We start from the raw sequence: 22,875 nt of genomic DNA, 5'->3' as shown, positions 1-22,875 counted from the left end.
CGTTCCGTCAGGGATTTCGCTGGAGAACTGTCATGCGTGTTCTGTCATCCGTCCTGTTGATCGCAACGTTGTTCGTTGCCGGCTTCGCAGCCGCCGAGGAGGCCCGTCTGGTCGATGCGATCAACGCCTACCGTGGCGAAGTACAGCGCTGCGGCAACAAGGCGAGCGAAGAGCTGCCGCCGCTGACGGCCGATACCCGCTTGAATCTGCCGGTCGATGGCGCTGGCGATCTGCAGCAGGCGCTGTCTCGGGCGGGCTATCCGATGGTGACGGTGCAGGCGATCACCCTGTCCGGCCCGCGGGATGCGCAGGCGGCGATGCAGGCGCTGCGCGAGAGCTTCTGCCGGGTGATCCTCAATCCGCAGTTCGCCGACATCGGCGTGAGCCGCAACGGCCGTGACTGGCGCATCGTGGTGGCGCGGCCATTGCTCGATGGTCGTTTGGGCGACTGGCAGGCCGAAGGGCAGAAGCTGCTGGAGCAGATCAACGCCGCCCGTGCCTCCGCGCGCCGTTGCGGTAAGCAGGACTTCGCCGCAGCCGGGCCGCTCAGCTGGAACGATACGCTGGGCAGCACCGCCGGAGCCCACAGCCGGGCTATGGCCAACGGCAACTTCTTCAGCCATCTGAGCGAGGACGGCCGCACGCCAGGCGACCGCGCTGAGCTGGCTGGCTACACCGGCAGGCAGGTCGGCGAAAATATCGCCGCGGCACTGCCGACCGCCCGCAAGGTGTTGGACGGCTGGCTGGCCAGCCCCGGGCATTGCGCGAATCTGATGAACCCGCAGTTCAGCGAGCTTGGCGCAGCCTATGCGGTCGATCCGCAGAGTGACGCCGCCATCTACTGGACGGCAATGTTCGGCGCGCCCTGATCCGCCCGCGTGGCTGGCTCGCTTGCTGAGCGATCGCGCCAGCGCGCTGTCAGACAAACCTGTTCCCATCTTCAGGGTTGCCCTTGACCGATATCCCTTCCCCCGAGCATCTGCCCGCCGTGCTGGCGGGCCCGCTGCTACGGCGTACCGAGCCTGGCCTTGTGACGCTCTGGCTGGTTGGCTCGCGCCCGCTCGAGCTGTCGTTGGTTCTAGAAAGCCCGTCGTTCGGACTGCAACAACGTGTTTCGCTCGACGAGCTGAGCTGCCGGTGTCTGCCGATCGGCAAGCACGCTGTATTGCACCTGATCGAGTTCGTGCCTGACGCACCGCTGCCCACCGATTGCGTGATCGAATATGACCTGCGCATCCATGATGGTGCAGTGGAGCAGGGCATCGCCGAGTGCGCGCCGCATCTGCTCTATGACGGTACTACGCGGCCAAGCTTCGTCATCAAGTCGCGCCTCGATCGCGTACTGCATGGTTCCTGCCGCAAGCCGCACCATGCTGCGGCTGACGGGCTGTTGTGTGTCGACGAACTGGTGGCTGACGCGCTGGGCAAGCCTGCCGAACGCCCGGCCGTGTTGCTGATGACGGGGGATCAGGTCTATGCCGACGATGTCGCCGGGCCGATGCTGGTAGCGATCCACGCATTGGTGCGCCGCCTCGGGCTCTATGGCGAGCAGCTCGAAGGTGCGGTGGTGAGTGACAGCGATGCGCTGATGACCCATCCGGCCAGCTATTACCGCCGCGAGCAGCTGCTGCCAGCGTTCAAGTCCAACGAGGCGCTGCGCGAGCGATTCTTCGGTGGCGTGGAGAAGCCGGTGTTCACCACCGCCAACGGGCAGAACCACCTGATCAGCCTGGGCGAGGTGATGGCGATGTACCTGCTCGTCTGGTCGCCGACGCCCTGGTCGCTGATCGCGCCGCAAATGCCCGCGCTGGAACCCGCCCATGCCGAGCGCTACCGCAGTGAAGAGGCGTGTCTGCAAGGTTTTATCGAGGGATTGCCGAAGGTGGCACGCGCCCTGGCTCATGTGCCGTCGTTGATGATCTTCGACGACCACGACATCACCGATGACTGGAACCTTTCCGCGCGCTGGGAGGAGACCGCTTACGGCCATCCGCTGTCGAGACGCATCATTGGCAACGCGCTGCTCGCCTACCTGCTGTGCCAGGCCTGGGGCAACGAGCCGAAGCGGTTCGCCGAGTTGCTGCTGCCGCTCCGTGAGCTGCTGGCGACGGCTAGCGATGGCTGGCTGGATTGCGCGGCGCAGAACGCTCTGATCGACACGCTGTTCAAACTCGACGGCTGGGGCTACGAGCTGCCCACCGACCCGCCGCTGGTGGTGCTGGACACCCGCACCCGGCGCTGGCGCAGCGAGCGCAACCTCAGTCGCCCGTCAGGCCTGATGGATTGGGAAGCGCTGAGCGAATTCCAGCAGAACATTCTCGACAAGCCGTCGGTGCTGATCGTCTCACCGGCACCGATGTTCGGCGTCAAGCTGATCGAAGCGGTACAACGGGTGTTCAGTTGGGCTGGCCAGCCGCTGCTGGTGGATGCGGAGAACTGGATGGCCCATCGCGGCGCGGCCCACGTGATGATGAATATCTTCCGCCACACCCGTACGCCGGGTAACTACGTGGTGCTGTCCGGCGACGTGCACTACTCCTTCGTCTACGAAGTGCACATTCGCGGTCGCGATACAGCGCCCCAGCTATGGCAGATCACCAGCAGCGGCGTAAAGAACGAGTTTCCGCGGCGCCTGCTGGACTGGTTCGACCGCCTCAATCGCTGGTTCTACGCGCCCTGGTCACCACTGAACTGGCTGACCAAGCGCCGTCGCCTGGAAGTCGTACCGCGCGTGCCGGACCGCAGTAACGCCGGCGAACGGCTATGGAACGGCTCGGGTATCGGCCTGCTGGTGCTGGATGAGCAGGGCAGGCCGCGCGAGATCTACCAGTTGAATGCCGATGGCACGGCGCCAGTGGCATTTCTCGCCGAGCGCGCTCGCCCTCGCGAGGTTTAATCGTGCGTGTACCCTGCGGTCACGCGCGTCGCTCCACATCGCTGACGGCTATCCGTTCGGATCGCAGCTCTTCCAGGGCATGGCGGGTGATCTGCACCGCCGCGCTGATGGAGAGCAGCGCCATGATCGTCGCCACGATCAGGTCCGGCCAACCGGCGCCGGTGCCGAACACGCCGAGCGCTGCCAGCATGACGGCGAGGTTGCCCAACGCATCGTTGCGGCTGCATAGCCACACGCTGCGCATGTTGCTGTCGCCTTCGCGGTAGGCATAGAGCATCGCCGCCACCGCTATGTTGGCCAGCAGCGCGATCACCCCAACGACGCCCATGGTCGAGGCATGTGGCACGCTGCCTTCGACGAAATTGCCGATGGCGACCACCAGAATGAATATGCCGAACAGGCCCATCGTCAGCGCCTTGGCCAGCGACGCCCGCGCCCGCATCGTCACGCCGAGCCCCAGCACGAAAAGACTGACGCCGTAATTTGCTGCGTCACCGAAAAAGTCCAGCGAGTCGGCCAGCAGCGAGACCGAGCCGGAGCGCAGGCCCGCACCGATCTCGACGCCGAACATCGCCAGATTGATCAGCAGCGCAATCCACAGAATGCGGCGATAGCGCCCCCGTGCCGCCGTACTGGCACAACCACTGCTGCAGCAATTTCCCGCCATGGCATCGCCTCCAGTTGTCGATGGCGCTACGCTAAACCCTGTAGCGACTACAGGGTCAAGTGATGTCACTCACCATCGGCAAACTCAGCAAGGCCACGGCAGTGAACGTGGAAACCATCCGTTATTACGAACGTATCGGCCTGCTTGCGCCGCCGTCGCGTACCGAGTCTGGCTATCGCACGTTCAGCGAGCGCGACGCGGAGCAGCTGCGATTCATCAAGCGCGGGCGCGAACTCGGTTTCACCCTCGATGAGATTCGCACCCTGGTCGAGCTGGCGGATCAGCCCGAGCATGCCTGCAGCGATGTCGATCGCCTGGTACAGATCCATCTGGTCGAAGTGCGGCAGCGCATCGCCGATCTGCAGCGGCTCGAAGCGGAACTGCAGCGCCTGGCGGGTTGCAGCGAATCGTCGGTCCGCGAGTGCCGCATCATCGAGACCCTGACCGGAGCGCGGCGGTCCTAGGTCTGCTGTGTTGCGCGACTCGCTGCGCACGCACCGCACATCGACATGTACGGCGCTGACGAAACGCCCGGTCTGCCTCGGGTTCCAAGGCAATGTGTCACCCCAGCCCATTGTTGCCAGAGGACAGCTGCCATGATCGATCCAGACGACCCACTCAAGGATGGCCTGACCCCGCCGGATTACGACGAGTACGGCGATGTACCGGACTCTGGCGAAAACGATGCCGATCCAGGCGCTGCTCCGAAAGACCAACCGGAAGCCGATCAGAGCCCGCTCGGTTAGGTGCCTGCGCCTGAGGCTCCGCCCGACGTCGTGTAACGCTGCATCTGCTGGACAATTCGAGCCGCCCGGCCTAAAAAGGCGCGCTGCGCCGTAAGGCGTAGACGCCAACCGGCAGCAGTGTCCAGAAGCAGGTGAATCGTGAGAAAGAAAAAGCCCGTAGATCCCGTCCGCCAGGCCGAAAAGAACCGTGCCCACCGCATCGGCTGGGTGATCGCACTCGCCGGCATCGTGGTGGGTTTCGCGCTGGTGATGGGCAAGTAGGCGAATCTCACCGCGGCCAGCCAATCGGCGTAGCCGCGGTCAGGTGGACAAGCAAGGCGTTACCCACCTGCGAAGATGCGGGCGCGGGTTGTGTCAGGCGAACGTGGCACCTCTGGCGTTCACGTACAGCGCGTAGATGCCGTGGCTGCTGGCCATGAACAGACGATTGCCCTGCGCACCGCCGAAGCACAGGTTCGCGCAGCGCTCCGGCAGGTGGATATGGCCGATCGCCTTGCCTGCGGGGTTGAACACACGCACCCCATCCAGGCCTTCAGGGTTCGCCTCCGGTGAGCCGGAGCTTCCCCAGCCGCACCACAGGTTGCCGGTCTCGTCGCATTTGATGCCATCCAGCGCACCATGAGCGGTGGCCTCGATGTGTTTGCTGCGCTCGCCCAGCGTGGCGTCGGCGTTCACCTTGTAAGCCCAGACCAACCGGTTCGGCTTGGCGCGTCCCTCCACCACATAGAGCGTCGTTTCGTCCGGCGAGAAACACAGACCGTTGGGGCCGGCGATGCCCTCGATCACGCGCGTGACCTCCAGTGTCCCGCCGTCTATGCGATACACGGCATCCGGCAGCTCGGTCTGGATCTTCTGCCCTTCGTAGTAGTTGCCAGCCTGAAACGGCGGGTCGCTGAACCAGATCGAGCCGTCGCGCTTGACCACCACATCGTTTGGCGAGTTGAAGCGCTTGCCCTGGTAGTTGTCGGCCAGCACCGTGACGGCACCGTTATGCTCGATGCGCGTCACCCGTCTTCCCAACTCGTGGGTGGTCGAGCCTTCGCATATCACCAGGCGGCCCTGGCGGTCTCGTGTCAGCCCGTTGGAAAAATTGGCCTGCTCCCGATAAACGCTGAGCGACTCGGTGACCTCGTCCCAACGCATGATTCGGTTGTTGGGGATATCACTCAGCAACAGGTAGCGCCCGTCGCCAATCCACACGGGGCCTTCCGCCCAGCGCAGGCCATCGGCGATTTTCTCTACGCTGGCATTGAACAGGCGCAGCTGCAGAAAGCTTTCGTCCAGCACCTCCAGAGAAGGATCGGGATACCGCCTGCTGAGCGGCTCGGCGGACTGGGAAAGGCCGGGTAGGGCTAGGCCGGTAGTCAACAGCGCCGAGCACGCCAGCGACTGCTTCAGGAACTGCCGGCGGGAATCGCGTGATGGTTGTTGTTCTTGTTCGGTCATCGGAACACCTTCGTGGGTTTATGTAAGCGAAATCCATCTTAGTAGAGGTACGATGACTTTCAAGGAAATGCCGCGGAACCGTCGCTATAGAACTCCGTTATGTTGAAAAATTACATATACAACAACTGGATGAAGGGTGTTCGGCGATTTCATGTTGTCATATGACATTGACGAAAGACCCACAGCAGCGCTTATTTGCGCGAGCCGACGCCAGGTTGTGAGTGGCGCAGGTTGGGGCGCGGTCTGCTCGTTGAAACCCGCTATCCGCAGCCACGAGATCCTGCCCGTATACCGTCGTTGAACTCGCGCCCGCATAAGGGGGAGGGCATTGCTCGTCGTGACAGATGCAATCACCCGGTCAAGCTGATGGCATTCCACTATCGTCTGATAAGCATTCGCATATACGAATGATTCTGCCGCCTCTATAATCCGCCACCTTTTTCTCCGAGGCGGCCAAGCATGGGCGTTTTCGAGTCTCTCCAGCAGTTCCTGATCGCCCCGATCCTGCATCAGCTCAGCAGTTTTTTCGACTTGAACGGCCGCCTTGGCGTGCTGTTTCTTGGGGTCTCCTATGCGGTGGCCTATGCCTTGTTCCGTTATCGAAAACGCCACGGGCTTACCGAGGCTGGATCGTTCTGGCAATTTATCGGCGGCTGGCGGGTGCACTGGCATCCATCGGCGCGTCTGGACTATCGCTACTACTTCGTTCGCGGTGTGCTGAAGGTCGTACTGGTGGTGCCGATCGTCGCGCTCGTCGACCCGTACCTTCTCCGCTCGGGCGACTATCTCGCGTTTTTCACCAACCTATGGGGCGCGCGTCCGCAGCTCGGGCAAAACCTGTCGTTGTCGTTGCTCTACGGCCTCGGCGTGTTCGTCATCAGCGACTTTGCCGGGTACTGGGTGCACCGCGCCTTTCACAGTCGTTGGTTGTGGGAGTTTCACAAGGTCCATCATTCGGCACCGGTGATGGTGCCGTTGACTGCCAGCCGCGTGCATTTCCTGGAAAAGGTGGTCGGCCGGCTGGTCGACCTCGTGTTGCTCAGCGCCTATGCCGGGCTCTTCTGGTACGCGTGCGGCGGTGAAATCAGCCGCTACACGCTGTTTGGCGTGACCTATCTGGTGTTCATCTTCAACGCGCTGGCTTCGAACCTGCGGCACAGCCACGTCTGGCTTTCGTTCGGGCCGCGCGTCGAACACATCCTCAACAGCCCGGCGCAGCACCAGATTCATCACAGCGATGCGCCTCGGCATTTCCACAAGAACTTCGGCACCAACCTGTCCGTTTGGGACTGGATGTTCGGCACGCTGTATCTCACCGGCGCCAAGCCGGAAGACATCCGTTTCGGTACCGCCGAGCAGGACTCGCACCGTTACCTGACGCTCTACAGCCTCATCGTCATGCCGTTCGTGGATACGGCACGCAAGGTGATGCCGGTCAGCAGGCCACGCCGGACCGATTTCTGAGCCGCGCCTGCGGCCAGCGAGGGGATGGCGCGTTTCGACAGTCCTCGTACAATCGCGCCCGATACGCGAGGGACAGCCTGTGGCTGTCCCTCGCGGGCTGCCGACACTGATTCATCTCGAGAGGAATACCATGCCGACCTACGACTACCGCTGCGAAGCCAACGGTCAGGTGTATGAAGTTCGCCACGCCATGGCACTACGGCCGAAAACCTGGGGCGAACTACGCGCGGCCGGCGCGCTGGCCGAAGATGCGACCATTCCGGACGACACGCCGGTGACCAAGCTGATGACCGCCGCTGGAGTGGTCAGCAGCCGGGTGTTGAAGAATCCCGAAGCGCCGGCATGTGCCCGCAGTGGTTGTGCCGGCAACTGCCGTTGAGTCGAACTGCAGGCCCTGATGCCGCGCTCGGAAGGGTGGAAAACGGCGAAGCCTTTTCCACGCCGCTGCGCTAGTAGCGCATCTCCAGCGTGATTCTGGTGGGCTCGCCGGCAGTGATTGCGAAGGCGCTATCTTCGAACGAGGGCGGGCCCATCACCTTGGGATTGTTCGACAGTCCGTAGCCTTCCGTTGGGATCATGCCGAAGCGGCGATCCATCTCACCGTTATCGTTCTCGTCATGGTAGGCCAGCACCGCGTAGCGCCCGGGCGGCACGTCCTTGAATACCAGCGTCACGGCTCCCTGCTCGGCCTTGGCCTTCTGCGCGGCGAATGCCTGGTCATCCTTGCGGAAGGTTTTCGGATCGGAATAAACCGCTACGGCCACCTGGCCGTTGTCGTGTTGAATGCCGTCGAGTGTGACGTGCAGCTCTTCGGCATAAGCCGTGGGGATCAAGAGGGCGAGGGCAGCGCCCAGAATCGGAAGTGCTTTCATGCTGTGCTCTTGAAGTCGGGGGCACGGAAAGTCGCTGGATTCAAACGTGGGCCGGCGACACTGAGTCGATCGTCGCCATCTTCAGCGAACAGGCGAAGCGTTGTCCACGCGTGGCGCATCCATCGTTCGATCAGAACTGCGGCCCTGAGCGAGTGTTGTTGCCCTTGGCCAGGCGGTCGTAGAGCACCACGTTGACCGTTGCTGCGAGATTCATGCAGCCGTTGGTGGGGATGTACACCACATCCTCGCACCAGTCGCGAATCTCCTTGCTCAGCGAGCCATCCTCGGCGCCGAAGATGTACAGCGCACGGTCCGGGTGGGTGTACTCGGGCAGCGCGCGCGCACCTTCGACCAGCTCCACCGCGACCGGCACGCAGCCGAGCGGGAGGATCTTGCGCAGGTCATCGATGTTGATCAGCGGAATGTCCTGATGGACCTTCTTGGTATCGGTGACGAAGTCCTTGGCGCGGTCATAGCGGGTGCCGGTGTAGAACACCGAAGCGGCGCCATAGCAGCCTGCGGCACGCATGATCGCCCCCACGTTGGAGGGCGATTTGGGGTTGCTCAGGCCGATGCAGGCATAGCGTTTGTTGCTCACGGAAGGGGACTCGTGCGGAAAACGCGCGAGTATACGGGAGTGTCCAGTCCGATGACGGCTCGGATAGCCGGCTCAGGGAATCAGCTTGCTCGCCCGCAGCCTGGCGAACACCTCGAAGAACGCCTCGTCGCTGGCCTGATAATCCAGAAAACCGAGCTTGCGACTCTTCGACATGTCCGTCACCACCTCGATCAAGCGGCCGAGATCGGCATCGGTGTGCCACGGCGAGACGAGCTTGCCGATGTCCGCCTCGGCGAGACCGAACTGCTTGGTCATGTCGTTCCAGATGTCCGCGTCGCCCGCCATCTGCTGCTCCAGCGGAGCCGGGCCATCGAACGGCGCGGCGTCGATGCCGAACCACTCGGCAATGCGCGACCACATCCATTTCCAGCGGAACACATCGCCATTGACGACGTTGAAGGCCTGGTTGGCGGCTGCCGGCGTGCTGGCGGCCCAGCGCAGGTGCCTGGCGAGCTGGCCGGCGTCGGTCATATCGGTCAGGCTGTTCCACTGCACGTCCGACCCCGGAAAGCGGAAAGGCCGCCCCGTGTGGCGGCAGATGGAGGCGTACACGGCCAGCGTGGTGGCCATGTTCATGGCATTGCCGACGGCGATGCCGGTGATGGTGTGCGGCCGATGCACGCTCCAGCTGAAGCCGTCCCGCTCAGCGGCGGCGAACAGCTCATCTTCCTGGGCGTAATAGAAATTCTCGACATCGAGCCGCCGCTGTTCCTCGCGGAACGGCGTCTGCGGCAGCGCGCCCTTGCCGTAGGCTTCGAACGGGCCGAGGTAGTGCTTGAGACCGGTGACCAGCGCTACGTGGCGGACCGTGCCAGCCGGCCGGACGGCTTCGAGCAGGTTGCGTACCATCTGCGCGTTGACGCGGATATTCTCCGCCTCGCTGGCCTGGCGCGCCCAAGTGCTGAGGAAGACGTGAGTAGGCGAAATGCCCGCCAGCGCCGAGGCGAGCGCCTTCGGGTCCAGCAGATCGGCGCTGATCGGCGTGACACCCGCCTGGATATTCGGTCGGCGAGCCAGTCCCGCCACGTTCCAGCCTTCATCGGCCAGCAGGCGCGACAGCGCGCTGCCGACGATGCCGCTCGCGCCGACCACCAGTGCTTGATTTGTCATATGCAGACCCCACAAAGCGAAACAGGCCTGCACCTTATCCACTCGAAAACGCCGATCCAAGTCGGCACCAAATGGTGACCATCCCCCATGCAACCGGGCTCAGACGAAGAACAATGGCGTGAAGACTGCGCGCCGAGACGCGTGCTTGAACTCTTCGCCACCAAGTGGACCAGCATGATTCTGCACACGCTGCATGCCCGCCACGATGGCACCGCACGCAGCGGCGCGTTGCATCGGAGTCTGCCCGGCATCTCGAAGAAAATGCTGATCCAGACGCTTCGTGAACTGGAGCAAAGCGGCCTGATCGAGCGCCACACGCTCGATTCGGTACCGCCAGAGGTGAGCTATGCGCTTTCGCCGCTGGGGCAGCTGATGGTCGAGCCGATCGAACTGATCTACGACTGGGCGAGGCAGAACTCCGGCGCGCTGGATCAGCTGCAGCCCAGAAGCACGTCGCGCAGGCGGGGCTAGATCGTATTGACGATCTGCTCGCGCAGCCATTGGTGTGCCGGGTCGCGATGGGCGCGTTCATGCCAGAGCATGGCCATTTCGTAGCCGGGAATCTCCAGCGGCGCCTCAACGACCTGCAGTGCAGCGCCCTGCACCAGCCTTTCGGGCAGCATGGCCACCAGATCGGTGCTTTCCAGCACCGAGCGCAGGAACAGGAAGTGCGGCACCGACAGCACCACGCGCCGTTGCAGGCCATGCGCGGCCAGCGCGTCATCGGTGGCACCGTGAAAGCCGCCGCCATCCGGCGAGACGATCACCTGATCCAGCGCGCAGAACTGCTTCAGCGTCGGCCGTCGCCGCAGGCGCGGATGCCCGGCACGGCCGGCCAGCACGTAACGCTCGGTGAACAGAACGCGGCGGCGCAGGTTGGATGGCGATCCGTCGACGGTGTGCAGGGCGAGGTCGATATCCCCCTGTTCTGCCTGGCGGGCGATGCGTGAAGGTTGCATCTCGACCACCGCGATGCGTGTGCCCGGTGCGGCGCAACGTAGCCCGGCTAGAGCGGGTAGCACAATGGCCGACTCGCCATAGTCGCTGGCTGCGATACGCCAGACGTCCTGCGCGGCGCCAGGGTCGAACGGGCTGGCTGGCGCGACGGCTTGCTCCAGTGCTTCCAGTGCCAGGCGCAACGGCACGCGCAGTTCTTCTGCGCGTGCGGTCGGGCGCATGCCCCGCGGCCCAGGTATCAACAAAGGGTCGTCGAAAATGTCCCGCAGCTTGGCCAGGTGCACGCTCACCGAGGGTTGGGAGAAATTCAGGCGCTCTGCGGCGCGGGTGACATTGTGCTCGGCCAGCAACACGTCCAGGGTCACCAGCAGATTCAGATCAAGACGTCTGAGATTATTCACGGCAATACCTGGCATGTTAGTTATTCATTTTAAACATACCTTGGCAGGCCACATTCTGCAGCCGTCCCGCTACGGAGGTTTGCCATGAATGTTCTGCTTGTTTATGCCCATCCCGAACCGCGCTCGCTGAATGGCGCATTGAAGGACTTCGCCGTCCAGCGTCTGCAGGCGGCCGGACACAGCGTTCAGGCTTCCGACCTGTATGCCATGGGCTGGAAGGCCACAATCGATGCCAGCGACAGCCTGGATCGCGATCCCGAAGCGCGCTTCGATGCGTCCGCGGATTCCCGACGCGCGTTCGCCAGTGGTCGGCAGAGTCCTGACATCGCTGCCGAGCAGGACAAGCTGCGCTGGGCAGATGCGCTGATCCTGCAATTCCCGCTCTGGTGGTTCTCGATGCCGGCGATCCTCAAGGGCTGGGTCGACCGGGTATACGCCTACGGTTTCGCTTATGGCGTTGGCGAGCACTCGGATGCGCGCTGGGGCGATCGCTACGGCGAGGGTGCGATGGTGGGCAAGCGGGCCATGCTGATCGTGACTACCGGCGGTTGGGATTCACACTACAGCCCGCGGGGGATCAACGGGCCCATCGACGACCTGCTGTTCCCCATACATCACGGCATCCTGCATTACCCGGGCTTCGATGTGCTGCCACCGGTTGTGGTGCACCGCACCAGCCGTATCGACCCGGCCCGATTCGACGCGCTTCGCAACGAGTTGGGTGAGCGCCTGGACGGCCTCTGGCGAACGAAGCCTATCGCCTATCGCAAACAGAACGGCGGCGACTACGACATTCCGGCGCTCATGCTCAAGGCCGATGTGGCACCAGGGCAGGTCGGCTTTGCCGCGCACATAGAACAGCCGTAACCGCGCAGGGGCAGAGGCGTTCACTGGACGCCTCCGTTTTGCCGCCTGTGTGCGACTGGGAAGCACGTTGCGCACGGCCTCGTCGGCCAGCGCCAGGTTCTGTTGCGCCTGAGACGGTTTCGTCAGTGCGGGTTCGCGTTCACGCGGCGAGATACTGGGCAATTCCATAGTCAGGCTAGCGACTTACTCGATACACGCCAGCCGTATCCATCTACCGCGCTGGCTGTGGTTATTTGCTCAGCATCAAAACGAGGTCAGTCGAGGACCACGGCGTTGCCCTCCAGCGGGTTGATATCACCTTTTATCAGGGCTTCGGCCAGCGTCTGTGCCGCTTGCAGGCCGGCGTGCTCGTTCACCTGCATCCAGGGCTGCTGCGTATCGCTTACCCGGGCGATAAAGGCCAGTTGCGCCTCGTTGAAGCGGCGGGTCACCTCGGCGGGGCCCCAGTCGGCGTTGCGTTTCTTGATCTGATAAGGCGCGAAGTAGGGCTGTGGCTGCGGACCGGCCAGCGTTGCGTCCGTCTTTCTGTATTCGTGGTTCTGGGCTGACCCGGCGAAGCAGTCGTACACCAGGGCATCCTTGAAATGGCTGTGGATCTGCCGGCGTAGATCGGCGCTGCCGGAGAAGTCGACGTAGAGCGTGGGCACGCTCGGGTCCAGCGAAGCGAGTTGGTCGTAGCCTACTGCCTGGCGATAGCAACCCAGCCCTTTTACGAAGTCCGTGTTGCCCGCGGAAGTAAGCCCGATCAGCTGCACGGCCGGGTTGTCCTGCAGGCAGAACGCCGTGCCGTACGCGGTCTTGCTCGAGGCGCTCGACATCAGGATTTGGCGCGCGCCGAAGAAGGCGTTGTCGTCAAGGAAATCCGCCAGCATGAACGAGGTGATGAACAGCGGGCGCAGCAGCATCTGGTAGTTTTCGCTCTCTGCGCGATAGGCGGCGTCGCTGCTGATGCGCTGGTACTGGTTGTAGGCCGATGTGAGTTCGAGTCGGTGTTCGGCACCGTCGTAGAAGCCGCGCTCGGAAACCCGTACCGGCTGCATGAGGACATGGCTGGCGATCGGCCAAAAGCCATAGAAGCGTTCACCCTTCGCCAGGCCATCGACGGTGCTCTCCACGACTTCGGCGAAGCCCCACGCCGGCATGTGGAACCACTCGCTATCGCCGGTGGGGTAGAAGTCCCAATAGCGCAGGTGAGGTGTCTCGCCGAATGCGGCGTAGGTGACATTGTTCGTGGTCAGTGCCAGCCGGCTGATACGCAGCAGGGCTTCGCCGGCTTTCAGCTCCGGCATCGGTCGGGTCTGAATGCGGGTCTGCTGCATGTCTTTCTTGTTGTTCTGCAACTGGCGGATGACGCTCATCAATGGCACCTTGGGTTCGTAAATGGACGGCTTCGACTCTATCCCTTTCGTTTCACCGCCGGGTTCGGATTTCATGAGCACACGATTGCCGAGCGCCAAGCCGCTCAAACGGCCGACTCAGCAGCGCGCCAAGGCCACCGTACAGGCGATTTTCGACACCTATGTTCGGATATGGCAGCGCGACGGCTGGTCGCGATTGACGACCCGTGCGGTCGCATTGGAAGCCGGCGTGGCCATCGGCACCCTGTACGACTACTTCCCCAACAAGCACGCCCTGCACTCGGGCTATGTGCGCTATTGCGTCGAGCAGTTGCTGGAGGCCATCGACGCGCAAGCGGTGGCGCCAACGGCGCTTGCCTGGCACGAACGCATCCGCCGACTGGTGCGCACCCTTGCCGGCGTCGACTCGCGGCTGCCCTGGTTTCACCCGGATATGCTCGAGCTGGAAGCGCTGGTAGCCGAGCCCAAACATCAACGTCGGGCCTACGAGGATCTGCTGGGCGCCTGGCACCGGGTCATCGACGTGGCGACCGATCTGCCGGTACGCCCGAGCGCTGCGACGCTGGAAGCACTGCATCTTTCGGTATGGGGCGGTCGCCGCTACGCGATGCTGGTGCAGCTTGAAGCGGAACGCATGCAGGCCTGGGCCGCCAGCATGGAGCACCTGTGCCTGCATACGCTCATGGGCGCGAACGAGCCGGCTTGACCGCGCTTGTCTAGGGTGGACGCTTGCGATGCTGGGTAGGCGGAAAATTCAAGCGTTGCGTCGAATTCGCTCTCCTTCGTTCGACTATCAAGGTCATCAAGGCACATTCGCCACCAGAGGAGAACGGCCATGCCCAGCACCATTCGCCTTCACCGCGTCCTGCGAGCGACACCTGAGCGCATCTATCGCGCCTTTCTGGACCCAGACGCCAAGGCCAAATGGCTGCCGCCGAACGGCTTTACTGGCAATGTGCACGAGATCGAGGCGCGGGTAGGCGGCCGCTACAGAATGTCCTTCACGAATTTCTCCACGGGCACGAGCCACAGTTTCGCCGGGCAGTTCCTGGAGCTGCTGGAAAATCAGCGAATCCGTTACGAAGACACATTCGACGATCCGGGCTTGCCGGGCACGATTGAGGTGACGGTGACGCTCACCCAGGTTTCCTGCGGCACCGAACTGAGCATCGCCCAGGCAGGCGTCCCGGACGCGATCCCAGCCGAAGCCTGCTACCTCGGCTGGCAGGAGTCGCTGACGCTTCTGGCGAAGCTGGTCGAAGTGGAGATTCCGGACGACTGATCGGGTGCGACCGGGACCATGCTGGCGGAGCAGGGCGGCTGGACGGGCCACGCAACCTGTCACCGTCCAGCGAAGTCCAGCACTACGCCTGGCCACTACGCGGAGGTGTGGTTGAGATATGATGCGCGCCCGCTGAAGCCCCCTCACACATCAGGTCATCATGCCCGGCGATGCTCTCTATACCGACTTGTCGGGTTACTACGATCTCATGTGTGCGGACATCGACTACGGGGCGCAAAGCCACTGCGTCCAGCGATTGCAGCAGCTGTTCGGCAACGGCGGGACGAGGCATCTGGACCTCGCCTGCGGCACGGGCCCGCACGTCCGCCATTTCATCGATGCCGGCTATACCAGCGGCGGGCTCGACATCAATCAGCCGATGCTCGACAGGGCGGCGGTGCGCTGCCCGGAAGCGCAGTTTTCCCTACAGGACATGTGTGGCTTTGCCGTCGAGCAACCGGCCGATCTGATCACCTGCTTTCTTTACTCTATCCACTACAGCGGCGGTGTCGAGCGGCTCAAGGCCTGCATCGCCAGCGTGCATGCCGCGCTGGCCCCAGGCGGGCTGTTCTGCTTCAACGCCGTGGACAAGCGCCGGATCGACAACGCCTCATTCGTCTCGCACACGGCCAGACATGCGGACGGCCTGTTCACCTTCAGCTCCGGCTGGCACTACCCGGGTGAAGGGGAGCAGCAACTGCTGAGGCTGCGCATCGAAAAGTCCGTCGCCGATCAAAGCCAGGTCTGGCACGACGAACACGCGATGGTGGCCGTGAGCTTTGCCGAGCTGAGCGAGCTGTTGGAGTCGTACTTCGAGGTGCATGTGCTCGAGCATGACTACGAGAAGATCGTGCCCTGGAACGAGGTTTCAGGGAACGCGCTATTTGTCTGCATAAAGCGCTGATCAGCGAGGCTGCGTCCGGGAGCGTTCTGGACAGTCAGTGCAGACGCCGGGCCGACGCTTAGTTTTCCATCAGCTGGTCAGCCTGGCGCGCCATCTGATCGAGCAGGCGGTCGCGCTGTTTCTCTGCCTCGCTCATGGCCTTTTTGCCGTTCTGCTGCACCAGATAGCTGTAGATCTGCCGGACTTCCTTGGACTGGAAGATCGGCTCCAGATCCTGCACCGCCACCGCGCCGTTCGAAGCCTCGTTACGGGTATTCATCACTACCTGCGGGCCGCGCGCCGCCAGCGGCTGAAAGCCCAGTGCGCTGAAATACGGCACCTTGCCTGCAACGCACGCCACCTCCGCATGGGGATAACGCGCCACCATCGCTTCGACCATGGCCCGACCGACGCCCTGGCGACGATGGCCGACGTCGACCGCCAGATAGACCAGTGCGCAGGCTTCGGGATCATCCACAAAGGGCAGGTACAGCGCGAAGCCGAGCAGGACAGCCGGGTCGTCAGCCTCCAGCGCCATGATCAGCTCCGGCTTGCCGGGCTGCGCGCCGTCCATGCTGTCCAGGTAACGATGCACCTCGAAACCCACCACGTACTGATACAGCTGATACAGCGGGTTGCTGGGCTGCAGCGAGACCGGGCTGATGTCGCCGAGATAGTCCACCACCATCTGCAGCACCTGGCTTTTCAGCGACTCCGGCGGCGGGGTGTCCAGATGGGTGAGGGTGAACATGGGCTGGGCTCCGGCATGGCGGTAAGGGGGCGGCATTGTAGCGGCGGATGCAGCACGGAGCTTGGTTAGACGCTGCTCAGTGCCCGGATTACGCGCATCCCGTGCCTGCTCGGAGGTACTCAGTCATCCAAAAAAATCTGTTCATGCTCGCTTGCCAAGCCATCGTCTATCGACCCAATAGCGAAAAACGATATCAGGCCTGTTGGCACTCTTCAATGCGAGCCAAGCCCCGTCGTTGCTGCGCTCAAGGCTTCAATCGGCGGTGCCAGAACTGAAAAACGCTCGCGGTATGGCTTTTGTTCAGTCAGGGCCTCGGTGCTAGCTTGAGTGAAGCGGCGCCTGACTGCGCCATAGAAAACCGTGAGGAGCAGAACATGAACGAAGAGACTGGCGAAAAGACGGGTGGTGGTTGCCCATTCGGTCATGGCGCTGGTGCGCCCCGCAAACGCCCGAGTAACCGGGACTGGTGGCCTGAAGCGCTGAGCCTCACATCGCTTAACCAGCACTCACCGCGATCCAATCCATACGGTGGCGATTTCGACTATGCCGCTGCATTCAACTCACTCGATCTCGACGCGGTGATCGCTGATCTCCACCAAGTGATGACCGACTCCCAAGACTGGTGGCCGGCGGATTTCGGCCATTACGGCGGGCTTTTCATCCGGCTGGCCTGGCACAGCGCCGGCACCTATCGGATCACCGATGGCCGCGGCGGCGCCGGTGGCGGTCAGCAGCGTTTCGCACCGCTCAACAGCTGGCCGGACAACGCCTCGCTGGACAAGGCGCGGCGCCTGCTCTGGCCGATCAAGCAGAAATACGGGCGCAAACTGTCGTGGGCGGACCTCTACGTGCTCACCGGGAACGTGGCGTTGGAATCCATGGGCTTCAAGACCTTTGGTTTCGCCGGCGGCCGTGCAGACACCTGGGAGCCGGAAGAACTCTTCTGGGGCCCCGAAGGCACCTGGCTGGGTGATGAACGCTACAGCGGCGAGCGGCAGTTGCATCCGGGGCTGGGCGCCGTGCAGATGGGCTTGATCTACGTGAACCCGGAAGGCCCCAACGGCAATCCCGACCCCAAAGCCTCTGCCATCGATATCCGCGAAACCTTCGCCCGCATGGCGATGAACGACTATGAAACCGTGGCGCTGATCGCAGGCGGCCACACCTTCGGCAAAACCCACGGCGCGGGTGACCCCTCGCTGTTGGGCCCGGACCCGGAAGGCGCCGTGATCGAAGACCAGGGCCTGGGTTGGCGCAGCCGATTCCAGACCGGTGCGGGTGCCGATGCCATCACCTCCGGTCTCGAAGTCATCTGGAGCCAGACCCCGACGCAGTGGTCCAACTACTTCTTCGAGAACCTGTTCAACTTCGAGTGGGAGCTGACCAAGAGCCCGGCCGGCGCGCATCAGTGGGAAGCCAAGGACGCACCGGAAATCATTCCAGACCCGTTCGACCCCAACAAAAAGCGCAAGCCGACCATGCTCACCTCGGACCTGGCGCTGCGTTTTGACCCGATCTACGAAAAAATCTCCCGCCACTTCCTGGAAAACCCGGACGAGTTCGCTGATGCCTTCGCCAAGGCGTGGTTCAAACTCACCCACCGCGACATGGGGCCCATCGGCCGCTACCTCGGGCCGCTGGTGCCGAAGGAAACGCTGATCTGGCAGGACCCGATTCCCGAGCGCGACCACTCGGTGATCGATGACGCGGACATCGCCGCGCTGAAGCAGAAGCTGCTGGGCATGGGCTTCTCCGTCTCCGAACTGGTGTCGGTGGCCTGGGCTTCGGCAGCGACCTATCGTGGCTCGGACAAGCGCGGCGGGGCTAACGGGGCGCGTATCCGCTTCGCGCCGCAGAAAGATTGGGAAATCAACAACCCAGCCCTGTTGGCCCGCGTGCTGCAAAAACTGACCGACATCCAAACCGAGTTCAACGCTTCGGCTACCGGTGGCAAAAAGGTCTCCATGGCTGACCTCATCGTGCTCGCCGGCTGCGCCGCCATCGAGAAAGCGGCACAGGAAGGCGGTGTGACCATCAACGTGCCCTTCACGCCAGGGCGGATGGATGCACTCGAAGAGTGGACCGACGGGCCTTCGTTCGAGGCGCTACGGCCGGTCGCCGATGGGTTCCGCAACTACTACCACGAGTCCCACTTCATGGCGCCCGAGGAAGCGCTGGTCGACAAGGCCCACCTGCTACGTCTGAGCGCACCGGAAATGACCGTACTGGTCGGCGGCATGCGCGTGCTTGGCACCAACGCCGATGGCGGTCAGGAGGGCGTCTTCACCAAGCGAGTGGGTACGCTGTCCAATGACTTCTTCGTCAACCTGCTGAGCATGCAGAACGAGTGGGTCGCGACCGAGCACAAGAACCGCTTCCAGGGCCTCGACCGCAAAACTCGCCAACCCACCTGGACCGCCACCCGTGTAGACCTGATCTTCGGCGCGCAATCGGAGCTGCGTGCCCAGGCCGAGGTATATGGCATGGCCGACGGCAACGAGAAGTTCGTGCAGGACTTCGTCAAAGCCTGGGACAAGGTGATGAACGCGGACCGGCTCGATATGGGCAAGCCCGCTGACAACTTCAGCCAGAAGCTTTCGGCGTAAAACGGTGCGGCGGCGCCTTCGGGCGCCGCTGACCAACCAGGCCGTAGGGAGGAAAACGGCAACGCCTTTTCCACCCGTCCGTTCTCGGCCGTCTAGAAATGCTACGCGCCGGCAACACCACTAAACCGCCTCCGCCTGCCTCTGCTCGACCCGACCCACAGGTGCGCCATTAAGCTCCGCCTGCAGCTTCTTCACCAACGCATCTACCTGCCGCAGCGCCTCGGCCACCGAGGCAGCCAATACCTCGCCACCGGTTTCCTGACCTTCAATGGCGATCTGGTGAATGCGGGTGATGCCGATGAAATTGAGTGCCGTCACCAGGTTCGGCTCCAGGTGATTCATGTGCGCCATCTCCCCACCGGGACCAAAGCCGATGCCGCCCCGGGCACTGAGTATGACTGCATGCCGTGGCCGGTCCGCCAGCAACGGCACGTACGGGTCGGGCAGCTTGCTTTCGTCGACCTCGACCGTCCGGCCCGGGCGCACGATCTGGTCGATCCAGGCCTTCAGCGCCGCGGGCATGCCGAAGTTGTAGAGCGGCGTACCGATGACCAATACATCGGCGGCGATCAGCTCATCGACCAGCAGGTCGCTTTCCACCAGCGTGTCCCGCATCCACGGCTCACGGCGTTCTTCCGGCGTGAAGCTGGAGGCGATCCAGTCATGGCTGATAAAGGACGGCGGGTTCTGGCCTATGTCCCGGTAAACGATGCCGTCCTGCGCGCGGCCGGCCGCCCACTGGCTGACGAAGCGGTGGGTGAGGTTACGGCTGTGGGAACCGTGTTCATCCTTGCCGGCAAGGCCGGGGCGGGCGCTGGCGTCGAGGTGCAGAAGGTGCGTCATGGTGATTCTCCTCTGTGATTGAACTCATCTGTCGTTCGCGGTAAATCCAGCCTAGGGCTAGGCTGTACTGGCGACAAACGACCATTTTTTCCAACTACAGGTGAGAGAAACTCAGCCATGGTGCACCGCCGGTTACCCTCGCTTTCTGCGCTACGGGCCTTCGAAGCCGCGGCCCGCCACGAGAGCGCCAAGCAGGCCGCCGAGGAGCTGTCCGTCACGGCCACAGCGATCAGCCACCAGATCCGCTCGCTGGAGGAGTCCCTCGGCGTGGCGCTGTTTCTGCGCAAACCGCGAAAGCTGGAACTGACCGACCCGGGGCGGGAGCTGCAACAGACGTTGGAAACGGCCTTCGACAGCATCAGCGGGGCGGTCGAACGCCTCAGCGCGGCGCCTCGTCGCCAGGCAATCACCCTTAGCACTACACCGGCCATCGCGGTGCGCTGGCTGGTGCCCTGGGTCTGCCTGCTGCGCGATTCCCACCCCGATATCGATCTGCGCTTCCACACCTCCCATGAGCCAGTCGCGCTGGATGGCGTCACGGCGGATATCGCCATCCGCTACGGCGACGGTCGCTGGCCCGGTCTGGTAGCGGAGAAGCTGTTCGACAACACTTTCGTCCCGGTCTGCAGCCCGCACCTCGGCTTGCGATTGCTGAGCTGCCCAAACACCCTTTGATTCATTTCCGTGCGCAAGCCGCCTTGTCCGCTCCGATTCATTGGGCGTCGTGGCAGAAGCTCGCCAACGTGCCGCGGCTGGATGTGAGCGCCGGGCTGGTCTTCTCCGACGAGACCCACGCCATCTCCGCCGCCATCGGCGCGCAGGGCGTGGCGTTGATGAGTCGGCAGTTGATCGAGGACGAACTGAGGGAAGGGCGGCTGGTGCAGCCGTTCGGGCCGGAGATGGAGGGCAGGCCGTTTCATCTCGTATATCCAGAGAGCCGTCGGGATGATCCGACGGTTCGGGCGGTGAGGGAGTGGGTGATGAAGGTGCCGGGTGGGTTGTGTGAGTTGACCGGGTAATCGCGCCGCCGCGTAGGGTGGAAAACGGCGAAGCCTTTTCCACGCGTCACTTCCAGGCTACTTGCTCGGATCGTTTCCGAGTTGCTTCTGGCATTGGTTCCGCCCCGCTGGGCGGGTCCCTTTTGCAGTCGCCCGGATGGCCGGCCCCGCCAAAAGGAACCAAAAGGGCTTGCCCCTGCATCCGGCTCTGCGCTTCGCTCCGGGTTCGTTTGCTCCATCGCCATTCCAGGGGCACGCCGCGATGGGCCATCCCTGGCCCATCGCGGCTCTCGCGGCATCCATGCCGCTCAACCCCCTCCACGACGATTCCGCTCACCCTACTGAAGGGGCGTTTGGCATCGTCTGAGTTCGTGTATCCGCATCCGGCTAGCCGTTGGCAGGCTAGATATCCAGCGCCACTGGCCATAGGAAGTACGGGCCGAACTTCGGGCTCATGCGAAACTCGCCACCAGCTTCCTTACCTTTGTCGGTCAGGTAGTTCTTGCCGTCGCGGAGCTCAAGAAACCCTTGGCTTAATAACTTTTCAAGAAATTCTGGCGTCTTGAGCCCAAGCTTTTGCGCCATTTTTGAGCTGGTCAGCTTGTTTGTGCTGTCGTCTGTTTCGCTAGCTGGCTCGCTATCCTTGGCGACCACTTCAAGCGAAATGCGCACCTCATCGCTGATGCGGATTATTCGTTGGGCTTCTTCGTAGGCGTCTCGGTAGAGATCGGTATCGTTCTGCCGGTCAATGAAAATGCCCATCTCGTTATTGTTGACTTGGCTGAACTCATAGAGGTTGAGGCTGGTAATAATGCAGCTCTCTTCGTTGAGGTAGCACTTGGCGTGAAGGTTCTTGCAGAAGCTGGTGCGGATGTAGCTGAGGCCTTTGAGCCAGTTGACCTCTTCGGGCTGCAGCTCACTTTTTCCGTACACAATTCGAACGTCGATTTTTAGCCGATCCTTGTCTTCCAAGAGCTCCTTGATGCGCTCGTTCAAGCGCAGGAAAGGACTGATCAGAATCAGGCGGTCCTTGGCCGTCTTGATCATCTCTTCGAGGTAATAGTTCGTTGCGCTGGTATTCAGGAACTTGGCCACAGGGCCCTCCATGGTGGTGGCTAGCGAGGCGGACGATTTCACACGCTTTATTAGTGCCGTGCAAGGCGGGGCCGTTCCGGCTTTCCATCCACACTTTTAGAACGTCCGCTATGCAGGAATCTCGTTTCGTGTGGTCTTGCATTTGGGGTACTGCGAACAACCCCAAAACGTATTCCCGGCATTGCTTCCTCGTTTCGCCACGCGCTGAACCATCGGTGCCTGACAGGTAGGGCAGATGGGTTGTGTTGCGCAAGGGGTTTCGACAAGTGGGTCTGATGTGGCCGGTGTAGGCTGGTAGGGCGCTTTGCTGGTTGTCGGTTGTGCCTTCTGACGCGTCGCGGTTGCGCGGCTCTGGCGAATCATCTCGTTCAGCTCGGCGCCTTCGATCAGCTGCAAATTCTTGCCCTGGGCGAACACCTTCGCATCTTCGGTAAACCGACCGGAAATCACGACGAAGCCGCCTTTCGCTCCCTCGGCCGTCATAACACCGAACAACTCACGGATTACGTTCACCTGGACCAGCTGGCGGCGCCATTGCTTGCATTGGACTAGGTACTTTTCTCCATCCTTGAGCAGCACCAAGTCGATGCCGCCATCGGCCCCACCTTGGCCAGTCTCCTGAACGGTAAAACCCTTGCGTCGGAACGCTTCGCCTACGAGCAACTCGAACTCGCGCCAGCTGATGGATTCGAGGGTGTTTTCGTTGCTTGCGACGGAGTCGAAGAGCTTCTTGCGCCGCATGCGGCCAAAGGCCGAAGCGATGGCTCCGAATACCAGCGCGGCAGGGACGAAGTACTGCGCGGGTACCGCCAATCCGCGAAGCATCATGCCGGACATGTGGCTGCCTAAATCGGCTGGATTGGCTGGTGCCGGTATCGGTGAAGTGACGATGCTGTTGAGCCACAGGTACGCGATGAGCGCCAGTGGAAGGGTGATCCACCAAGGCATCAATGCTGCGAGATCGATCAGGTCTTCGAAAGGGGATTGCTTGCGGCGGCGGGCCATATCGCGTCC

24 protein-coding genes and 1 pseudogene are annotated in these 22,875 nt (G+C 62.6%); 14 read left to right on the top strand and 11 right to left on the bottom strand.

All coding sequences use genetic code 11. The features are described from left to right. Positions 1-32: 32 nt before the first annotated feature. Together PSEST_RS13450 and PSEST_RS13445 are read left to right on the top strand one after the other, a co-directional pair. Entirely contained in the window at positions 33-869 is an 837-nt protein-coding gene (locus PSEST_RS13450; protein WP_015277520.1) for a CAP domain-containing protein, read from the top strand. Between the two features lie 119 nt (positions 870-988). Continuing rightward, the gene (locus PSEST_RS13445; RefSeq protein WP_051035526.1) at positions 989-2,896 is read left to right on the top strand and encodes an isoleucyl-tRNA synthetase; all 1,908 of its coding nucleotides are present in this window, start codon (positions 989-991) and stop codon (positions 2,894-2,896) included. A gap of 19 nt (positions 2,897-2,915) precedes the next feature. On the opposite strand, the gene PSEST_RS13440 is transcribed toward PSEST_RS13445, so the two are convergent. Beyond that, positions 2,916-3,563 carry a cation transporter gene (locus PSEST_RS13440; protein ID WP_015277518.1) on the bottom strand — a complete coding sequence of 216 codons (648 nt, stop codon included), beginning with the start codon at positions 3,561-3,563 and terminating at the stop codon, positions 2,916-2,918. A gap of 62 nt (positions 3,564-3,625) precedes the next feature. On the opposite strand from PSEST_RS13440, the gene PSEST_RS13435 reads away from it, so the two are divergent. The 3 genes from PSEST_RS13435 (at position 3,626) to PSEST_RS22480 (ending at position 4,570) form a co-directional block, all read left to right on the top strand. After that, a complete protein-coding gene (locus tag PSEST_RS13435; protein WP_015277517.1) occupies positions 3,626-4,027 on the top strand; it encodes a MerR family transcriptional regulator in 402 nt (133 codons plus the stop codon). A gap of 132 nt (positions 4,028-4,159) precedes the next feature. Continuing rightward, positions 4,160-4,309, top strand: a complete 150-nt coding sequence (locus tag PSEST_RS22315) for a hypothetical protein (protein ID WP_015277516.1) — start codon at positions 4,160-4,162, stop codon at positions 4,307-4,309. Between the two features lie 138 nt (positions 4,310-4,447). Then, positions 4,448-4,570, top strand: coding sequence for a hypothetical protein (locus PSEST_RS22480; protein WP_015277515.1), 123 nt, complete (start codon positions 4,448-4,450; stop codon positions 4,568-4,570). 93 nt (positions 4,571-4,663) lie between these two features. Here the strand turns inward: PSEST_RS22480 and PSEST_RS13430 are convergent, their stop codons facing one another. After that, the gene (locus tag PSEST_RS13430) at positions 4,664-5,755 is read right to left on the bottom strand and encodes an SMP-30/gluconolactonase/LRE family protein (protein ID WP_015277514.1); all 1,092 of its coding nucleotides are present in this window, start codon (positions 5,753-5,755) and stop codon (positions 4,664-4,666) included. Positions 5,756-6,214: 459 nt separating this feature from the next. Between PSEST_RS13430 and PSEST_RS13425 the strand changes: the two genes are divergently transcribed. After that, positions 6,215-7,219, top strand: coding sequence for a sterol desaturase family protein (locus PSEST_RS13425; RefSeq protein ID WP_015277513.1), 1,005 nt, complete (start codon positions 6,215-6,217; stop codon positions 7,217-7,219). 130 nt (positions 7,220-7,349) lie between these two features. Beyond that, positions 7,350-7,598 carry a zinc ribbon domain-containing protein gene (locus PSEST_RS13420; protein WP_015277512.1) on the top strand — a complete coding sequence of 83 codons (249 nt, stop codon included), beginning with the start codon at positions 7,350-7,352 and terminating at the stop codon, positions 7,596-7,598. Between the two features lie 70 nt (positions 7,599-7,668). On the opposite strand, the gene PSEST_RS13415 is transcribed toward PSEST_RS13420, so the two are convergent. The 3 genes from PSEST_RS13415 to PSEST_RS13405 all read right to left on the bottom strand — a co-directional run bounded on the left by PSEST_RS13415 (position 7,669) and on the right by PSEST_RS13405 (position 9,820). Then, a complete protein-coding gene (locus PSEST_RS13415) occupies positions 7,669-8,091 on the bottom strand; it encodes a DUF2141 domain-containing protein (RefSeq protein ID WP_015277511.1) in 423 nt (140 codons plus the stop codon). Positions 8,092-8,221: 130 nt separating this feature from the next. Continuing rightward, positions 8,222-8,689, bottom strand: a complete 468-nt coding sequence (locus PSEST_RS13410; protein WP_015277510.1) for an RNA methyltransferase — start codon at positions 8,687-8,689, stop codon at positions 8,222-8,224. A 72-nt stretch (positions 8,690-8,761) separates the two neighbouring features. After that, complete coding sequence (locus tag PSEST_RS13405; protein ID WP_041756684.1) at positions 8,762-9,820, bottom strand: SDR family oxidoreductase; 1,059 nt, start codon at positions 9,818-9,820, stop codon at positions 8,762-8,764. Between the two features lie 87 nt (positions 9,821-9,907). Between PSEST_RS13405 and PSEST_RS13400 the strand changes: the two genes are divergently transcribed. Next, positions 9,908-10,291: a winged helix-turn-helix transcriptional regulator gene (locus PSEST_RS13400; protein ID WP_015277508.1), complete on the top strand. Its 384-nt coding sequence runs from the start codon at positions 9,908-9,910 to the stop codon at positions 10,289-10,291. On the opposite strand, the gene PSEST_RS13395 is transcribed toward PSEST_RS13400, so the two are convergent. Further along, positions 10,288-11,178, bottom strand: a complete 891-nt coding sequence (locus PSEST_RS13395) for a LysR family transcriptional regulator (protein WP_198286386.1) — start codon at positions 11,176-11,178, stop codon at positions 10,288-10,290. The two genes, PSEST_RS13400 and PSEST_RS13395, sit on opposite strands and share 4 nt — an antisense overlap. Before the next feature lie 84 nt (positions 11,179-11,262). Between PSEST_RS13395 and PSEST_RS13390 the strand changes: the two genes are divergently transcribed. Next, positions 11,263-12,045 (top strand): NAD(P)H-dependent oxidoreductase, encoded by a 783-nt coding sequence (locus PSEST_RS13390; protein ID WP_015277506.1) that lies wholly within the window; start codon positions 11,263-11,265, stop codon positions 12,043-12,045. Between the two features lie 254 nt (positions 12,046-12,299). Here the strand turns inward: PSEST_RS13390 and PSEST_RS13385 are convergent, their stop codons facing one another. Then, entirely contained in the window at positions 12,300-13,403 is a 1,104-nt protein-coding gene (locus tag PSEST_RS13385; RefSeq protein WP_015277505.1) for a DUF2855 family protein, read from the bottom strand. 73 nt (positions 13,404-13,476) lie between these two features. On the opposite strand from PSEST_RS13385, the gene PSEST_RS13380 reads away from it, so the two are divergent. From PSEST_RS13380 to PSEST_RS13370, 3 genes are all read left to right on the top strand, one after another. Then, positions 13,477-14,109, top strand: coding sequence for a TetR/AcrR family transcriptional regulator (locus PSEST_RS13380; RefSeq protein WP_041757024.1), 633 nt, complete (start codon positions 13,477-13,479; stop codon positions 14,107-14,109). A 129-nt stretch (positions 14,110-14,238) separates the two neighbouring features. Further along, positions 14,239-14,685, top strand: coding sequence for an SRPBCC family protein (locus PSEST_RS13375; RefSeq protein WP_015277503.1), 447 nt, complete (start codon positions 14,239-14,241; stop codon positions 14,683-14,685). Positions 14,686-14,845: 160 nt separating this feature from the next. After that, positions 14,846-15,589 carry a class I SAM-dependent DNA methyltransferase gene (locus PSEST_RS13370; protein WP_015277502.1) on the top strand — a complete coding sequence of 248 codons (744 nt, stop codon included), beginning with the start codon at positions 14,846-14,848 and terminating at the stop codon, positions 15,587-15,589. A 58-nt stretch (positions 15,590-15,647) separates the two neighbouring features. Here PSEST_RS13370 and PSEST_RS13365 read toward each other — a convergent pair whose 3' ends face one another. Next, complete coding sequence (locus tag PSEST_RS13365; protein WP_015277501.1) at positions 15,648-16,319, bottom strand: GNAT family N-acetyltransferase; 672 nt, start codon at positions 16,317-16,319, stop codon at positions 15,648-15,650. 374 nt (positions 16,320-16,693) lie between these two features. On the opposite strand from PSEST_RS13365, the gene katG reads away from it, so the two are divergent. Next, complete coding sequence (katG, locus tag PSEST_RS13360) at positions 16,694-18,925, top strand: catalase/peroxidase HPI (protein ID WP_015277500.1); 2,232 nt, start codon at positions 16,694-16,696, stop codon at positions 18,923-18,925. A gap of 120 nt (positions 18,926-19,045) precedes the next feature. Here the strand turns inward: katG and PSEST_RS13355 are convergent, their stop codons facing one another. After that, a complete protein-coding gene (locus PSEST_RS13355) occupies positions 19,046-19,768 on the bottom strand; it encodes an FMN-dependent NADH-azoreductase (protein ID WP_015277499.1) in 723 nt (240 codons plus the stop codon). Between the two features lie 117 nt (positions 19,769-19,885). On the opposite strand from PSEST_RS13355, the pseudogene gcvA reads away from it, so the two are divergent. Then, a pseudogene (gcvA, locus tag PSEST_RS13350) lies at positions 19,886-20,787 on the top strand (transcriptional regulator GcvA). A gap of 381 nt (positions 20,788-21,168) precedes the next feature. Here the strand turns inward: gcvA and PSEST_RS13345 are convergent. Beyond that, positions 21,169-21,861 carry a phospholipase D family protein gene (locus tag PSEST_RS13345; RefSeq protein WP_015277497.1) on the bottom strand — a complete coding sequence of 231 codons (693 nt, stop codon included), beginning with the start codon at positions 21,859-21,861 and terminating at the stop codon, positions 21,169-21,171. Positions 21,862-21,969: 108 nt separating this feature from the next. Continuing rightward, positions 21,970-22,866: a restriction endonuclease gene (locus tag PSEST_RS13340; RefSeq protein WP_015277496.1), complete on the bottom strand. Its 897-nt coding sequence runs from the start codon at positions 22,864-22,866 to the stop codon at positions 21,970-21,972. Positions 22,867-22,875 lie beyond the last annotated feature (9 nt).

The organism is Stutzerimonas stutzeri RCH2, assembly GCF_000327065.1.
GTDB classification, from domain to species: domain Bacteria; phylum Pseudomonadota; class Gammaproteobacteria; order Pseudomonadales; family Pseudomonadaceae; genus Stutzerimonas; species Stutzerimonas stutzeri_AE.
The sequence above is the reverse complement of the archived record's forward strand: the minus strand, read 5'-3'. Positions and strand labels throughout refer to the sequence as shown.

What these genes read in the sequence shown, in the direction of transcription:
- PSEST_RS13450 (WP_015277520.1), top strand. Translation starts at nt 33, where the DNA reads ATGCGTGTTCTGTCATCCGTCCTGTTGATCGCAACGTTGTTCGTTGCC.
- PSEST_RS13440 (WP_015277518.1), bottom strand. Translation starts at nt 3,563, where the DNA reads ATGGCGGGAAATTGCTGCAGCAGTGGTTGTGCCAGTACGGCGGCACGG.
- PSEST_RS13435 (WP_015277517.1), top strand. Translation starts at nt 3,626, where the DNA reads ATGTCACTCACCATCGGCAAACTCAGCAAGGCCACGGCAGTGAACGTG.
- PSEST_RS22315 (WP_015277516.1), top strand. Translation starts at nt 4,160, where the DNA reads ATGATCGATCCAGACGACCCACTCAAGGATGGCCTGACCCCGCCGGAT.
- PSEST_RS13430 (WP_015277514.1), bottom strand. Translation starts at nt 5,755, where the DNA reads ATGACCGAACAAGAACAACAACCATCACGCGATTCCCGCCGGCAGTTC.
- PSEST_RS13425 (WP_015277513.1), top strand. Translation starts at nt 6,215, where the DNA reads ATGGGCGTTTTCGAGTCTCTCCAGCAGTTCCTGATCGCCCCGATCCTG.
- PSEST_RS13420 (WP_015277512.1), top strand. Translation starts at nt 7,350, where the DNA reads ATGCCGACCTACGACTACCGCTGCGAAGCCAACGGTCAGGTGTATGAA.
- PSEST_RS13415 (WP_015277511.1), bottom strand. Translation starts at nt 8,091, where the DNA reads ATGAAAGCACTTCCGATTCTGGGCGCTGCCCTCGCCCTCTTGATCCCC.
- PSEST_RS13405 (WP_041756684.1), bottom strand. Translation starts at nt 9,820, where the DNA reads ATGACAAATCAAGCACTGGTGGTCGGCGCGAGCGGCATCGTCGGCAGC.
- PSEST_RS13400 (WP_015277508.1), top strand. Translation starts at nt 9,908, where the DNA reads ATGCAACCGGGCTCAGACGAAGAACAATGGCGTGAAGACTGCGCGCCG.
- PSEST_RS13390 (WP_015277506.1), top strand. Translation starts at nt 11,263, where the DNA reads ATGAATGTTCTGCTTGTTTATGCCCATCCCGAACCGCGCTCGCTGAAT.
- PSEST_RS13385 (WP_015277505.1), bottom strand. Translation starts at nt 13,403, where the DNA reads ATGAGCGTCATCCGCCAGTTGCAGAACAACAAGAAAGACATGCAGCAG.
- PSEST_RS13380 (WP_041757024.1), top strand. Translation starts at nt 13,477, where the DNA reads ATGAGCACACGATTGCCGAGCGCCAAGCCGCTCAAACGGCCGACTCAG.
- PSEST_RS13375 (WP_015277503.1), top strand. Translation starts at nt 14,239, where the DNA reads ATGCCCAGCACCATTCGCCTTCACCGCGTCCTGCGAGCGACACCTGAG.
- PSEST_RS13370 (WP_015277502.1), top strand. Translation starts at nt 14,846, where the DNA reads ATGCCCGGCGATGCTCTCTATACCGACTTGTCGGGTTACTACGATCTC.
- PSEST_RS13365 (WP_015277501.1), bottom strand. Translation starts at nt 16,319, where the DNA reads ATGTTCACCCTCACCCATCTGGACACCCCGCCGCCGGAGTCGCTGAAA.
- katG (WP_015277500.1), top strand. Translation starts at nt 16,694, where the DNA reads ATGAACGAAGAGACTGGCGAAAAGACGGGTGGTGGTTGCCCATTCGGT.
- PSEST_RS13355 (WP_015277499.1), bottom strand. Translation starts at nt 19,768, where the DNA reads ATGACGCACCTTCTGCACCTCGACGCCAGCGCCCGCCCCGGCCTTGCC.
- PSEST_RS13340 (WP_015277496.1), bottom strand. Translation starts at nt 22,866, where the DNA reads ATGGCCCGCCGCCGCAAGCAATCCCCTTTCGAAGACCTGATCGATCTC.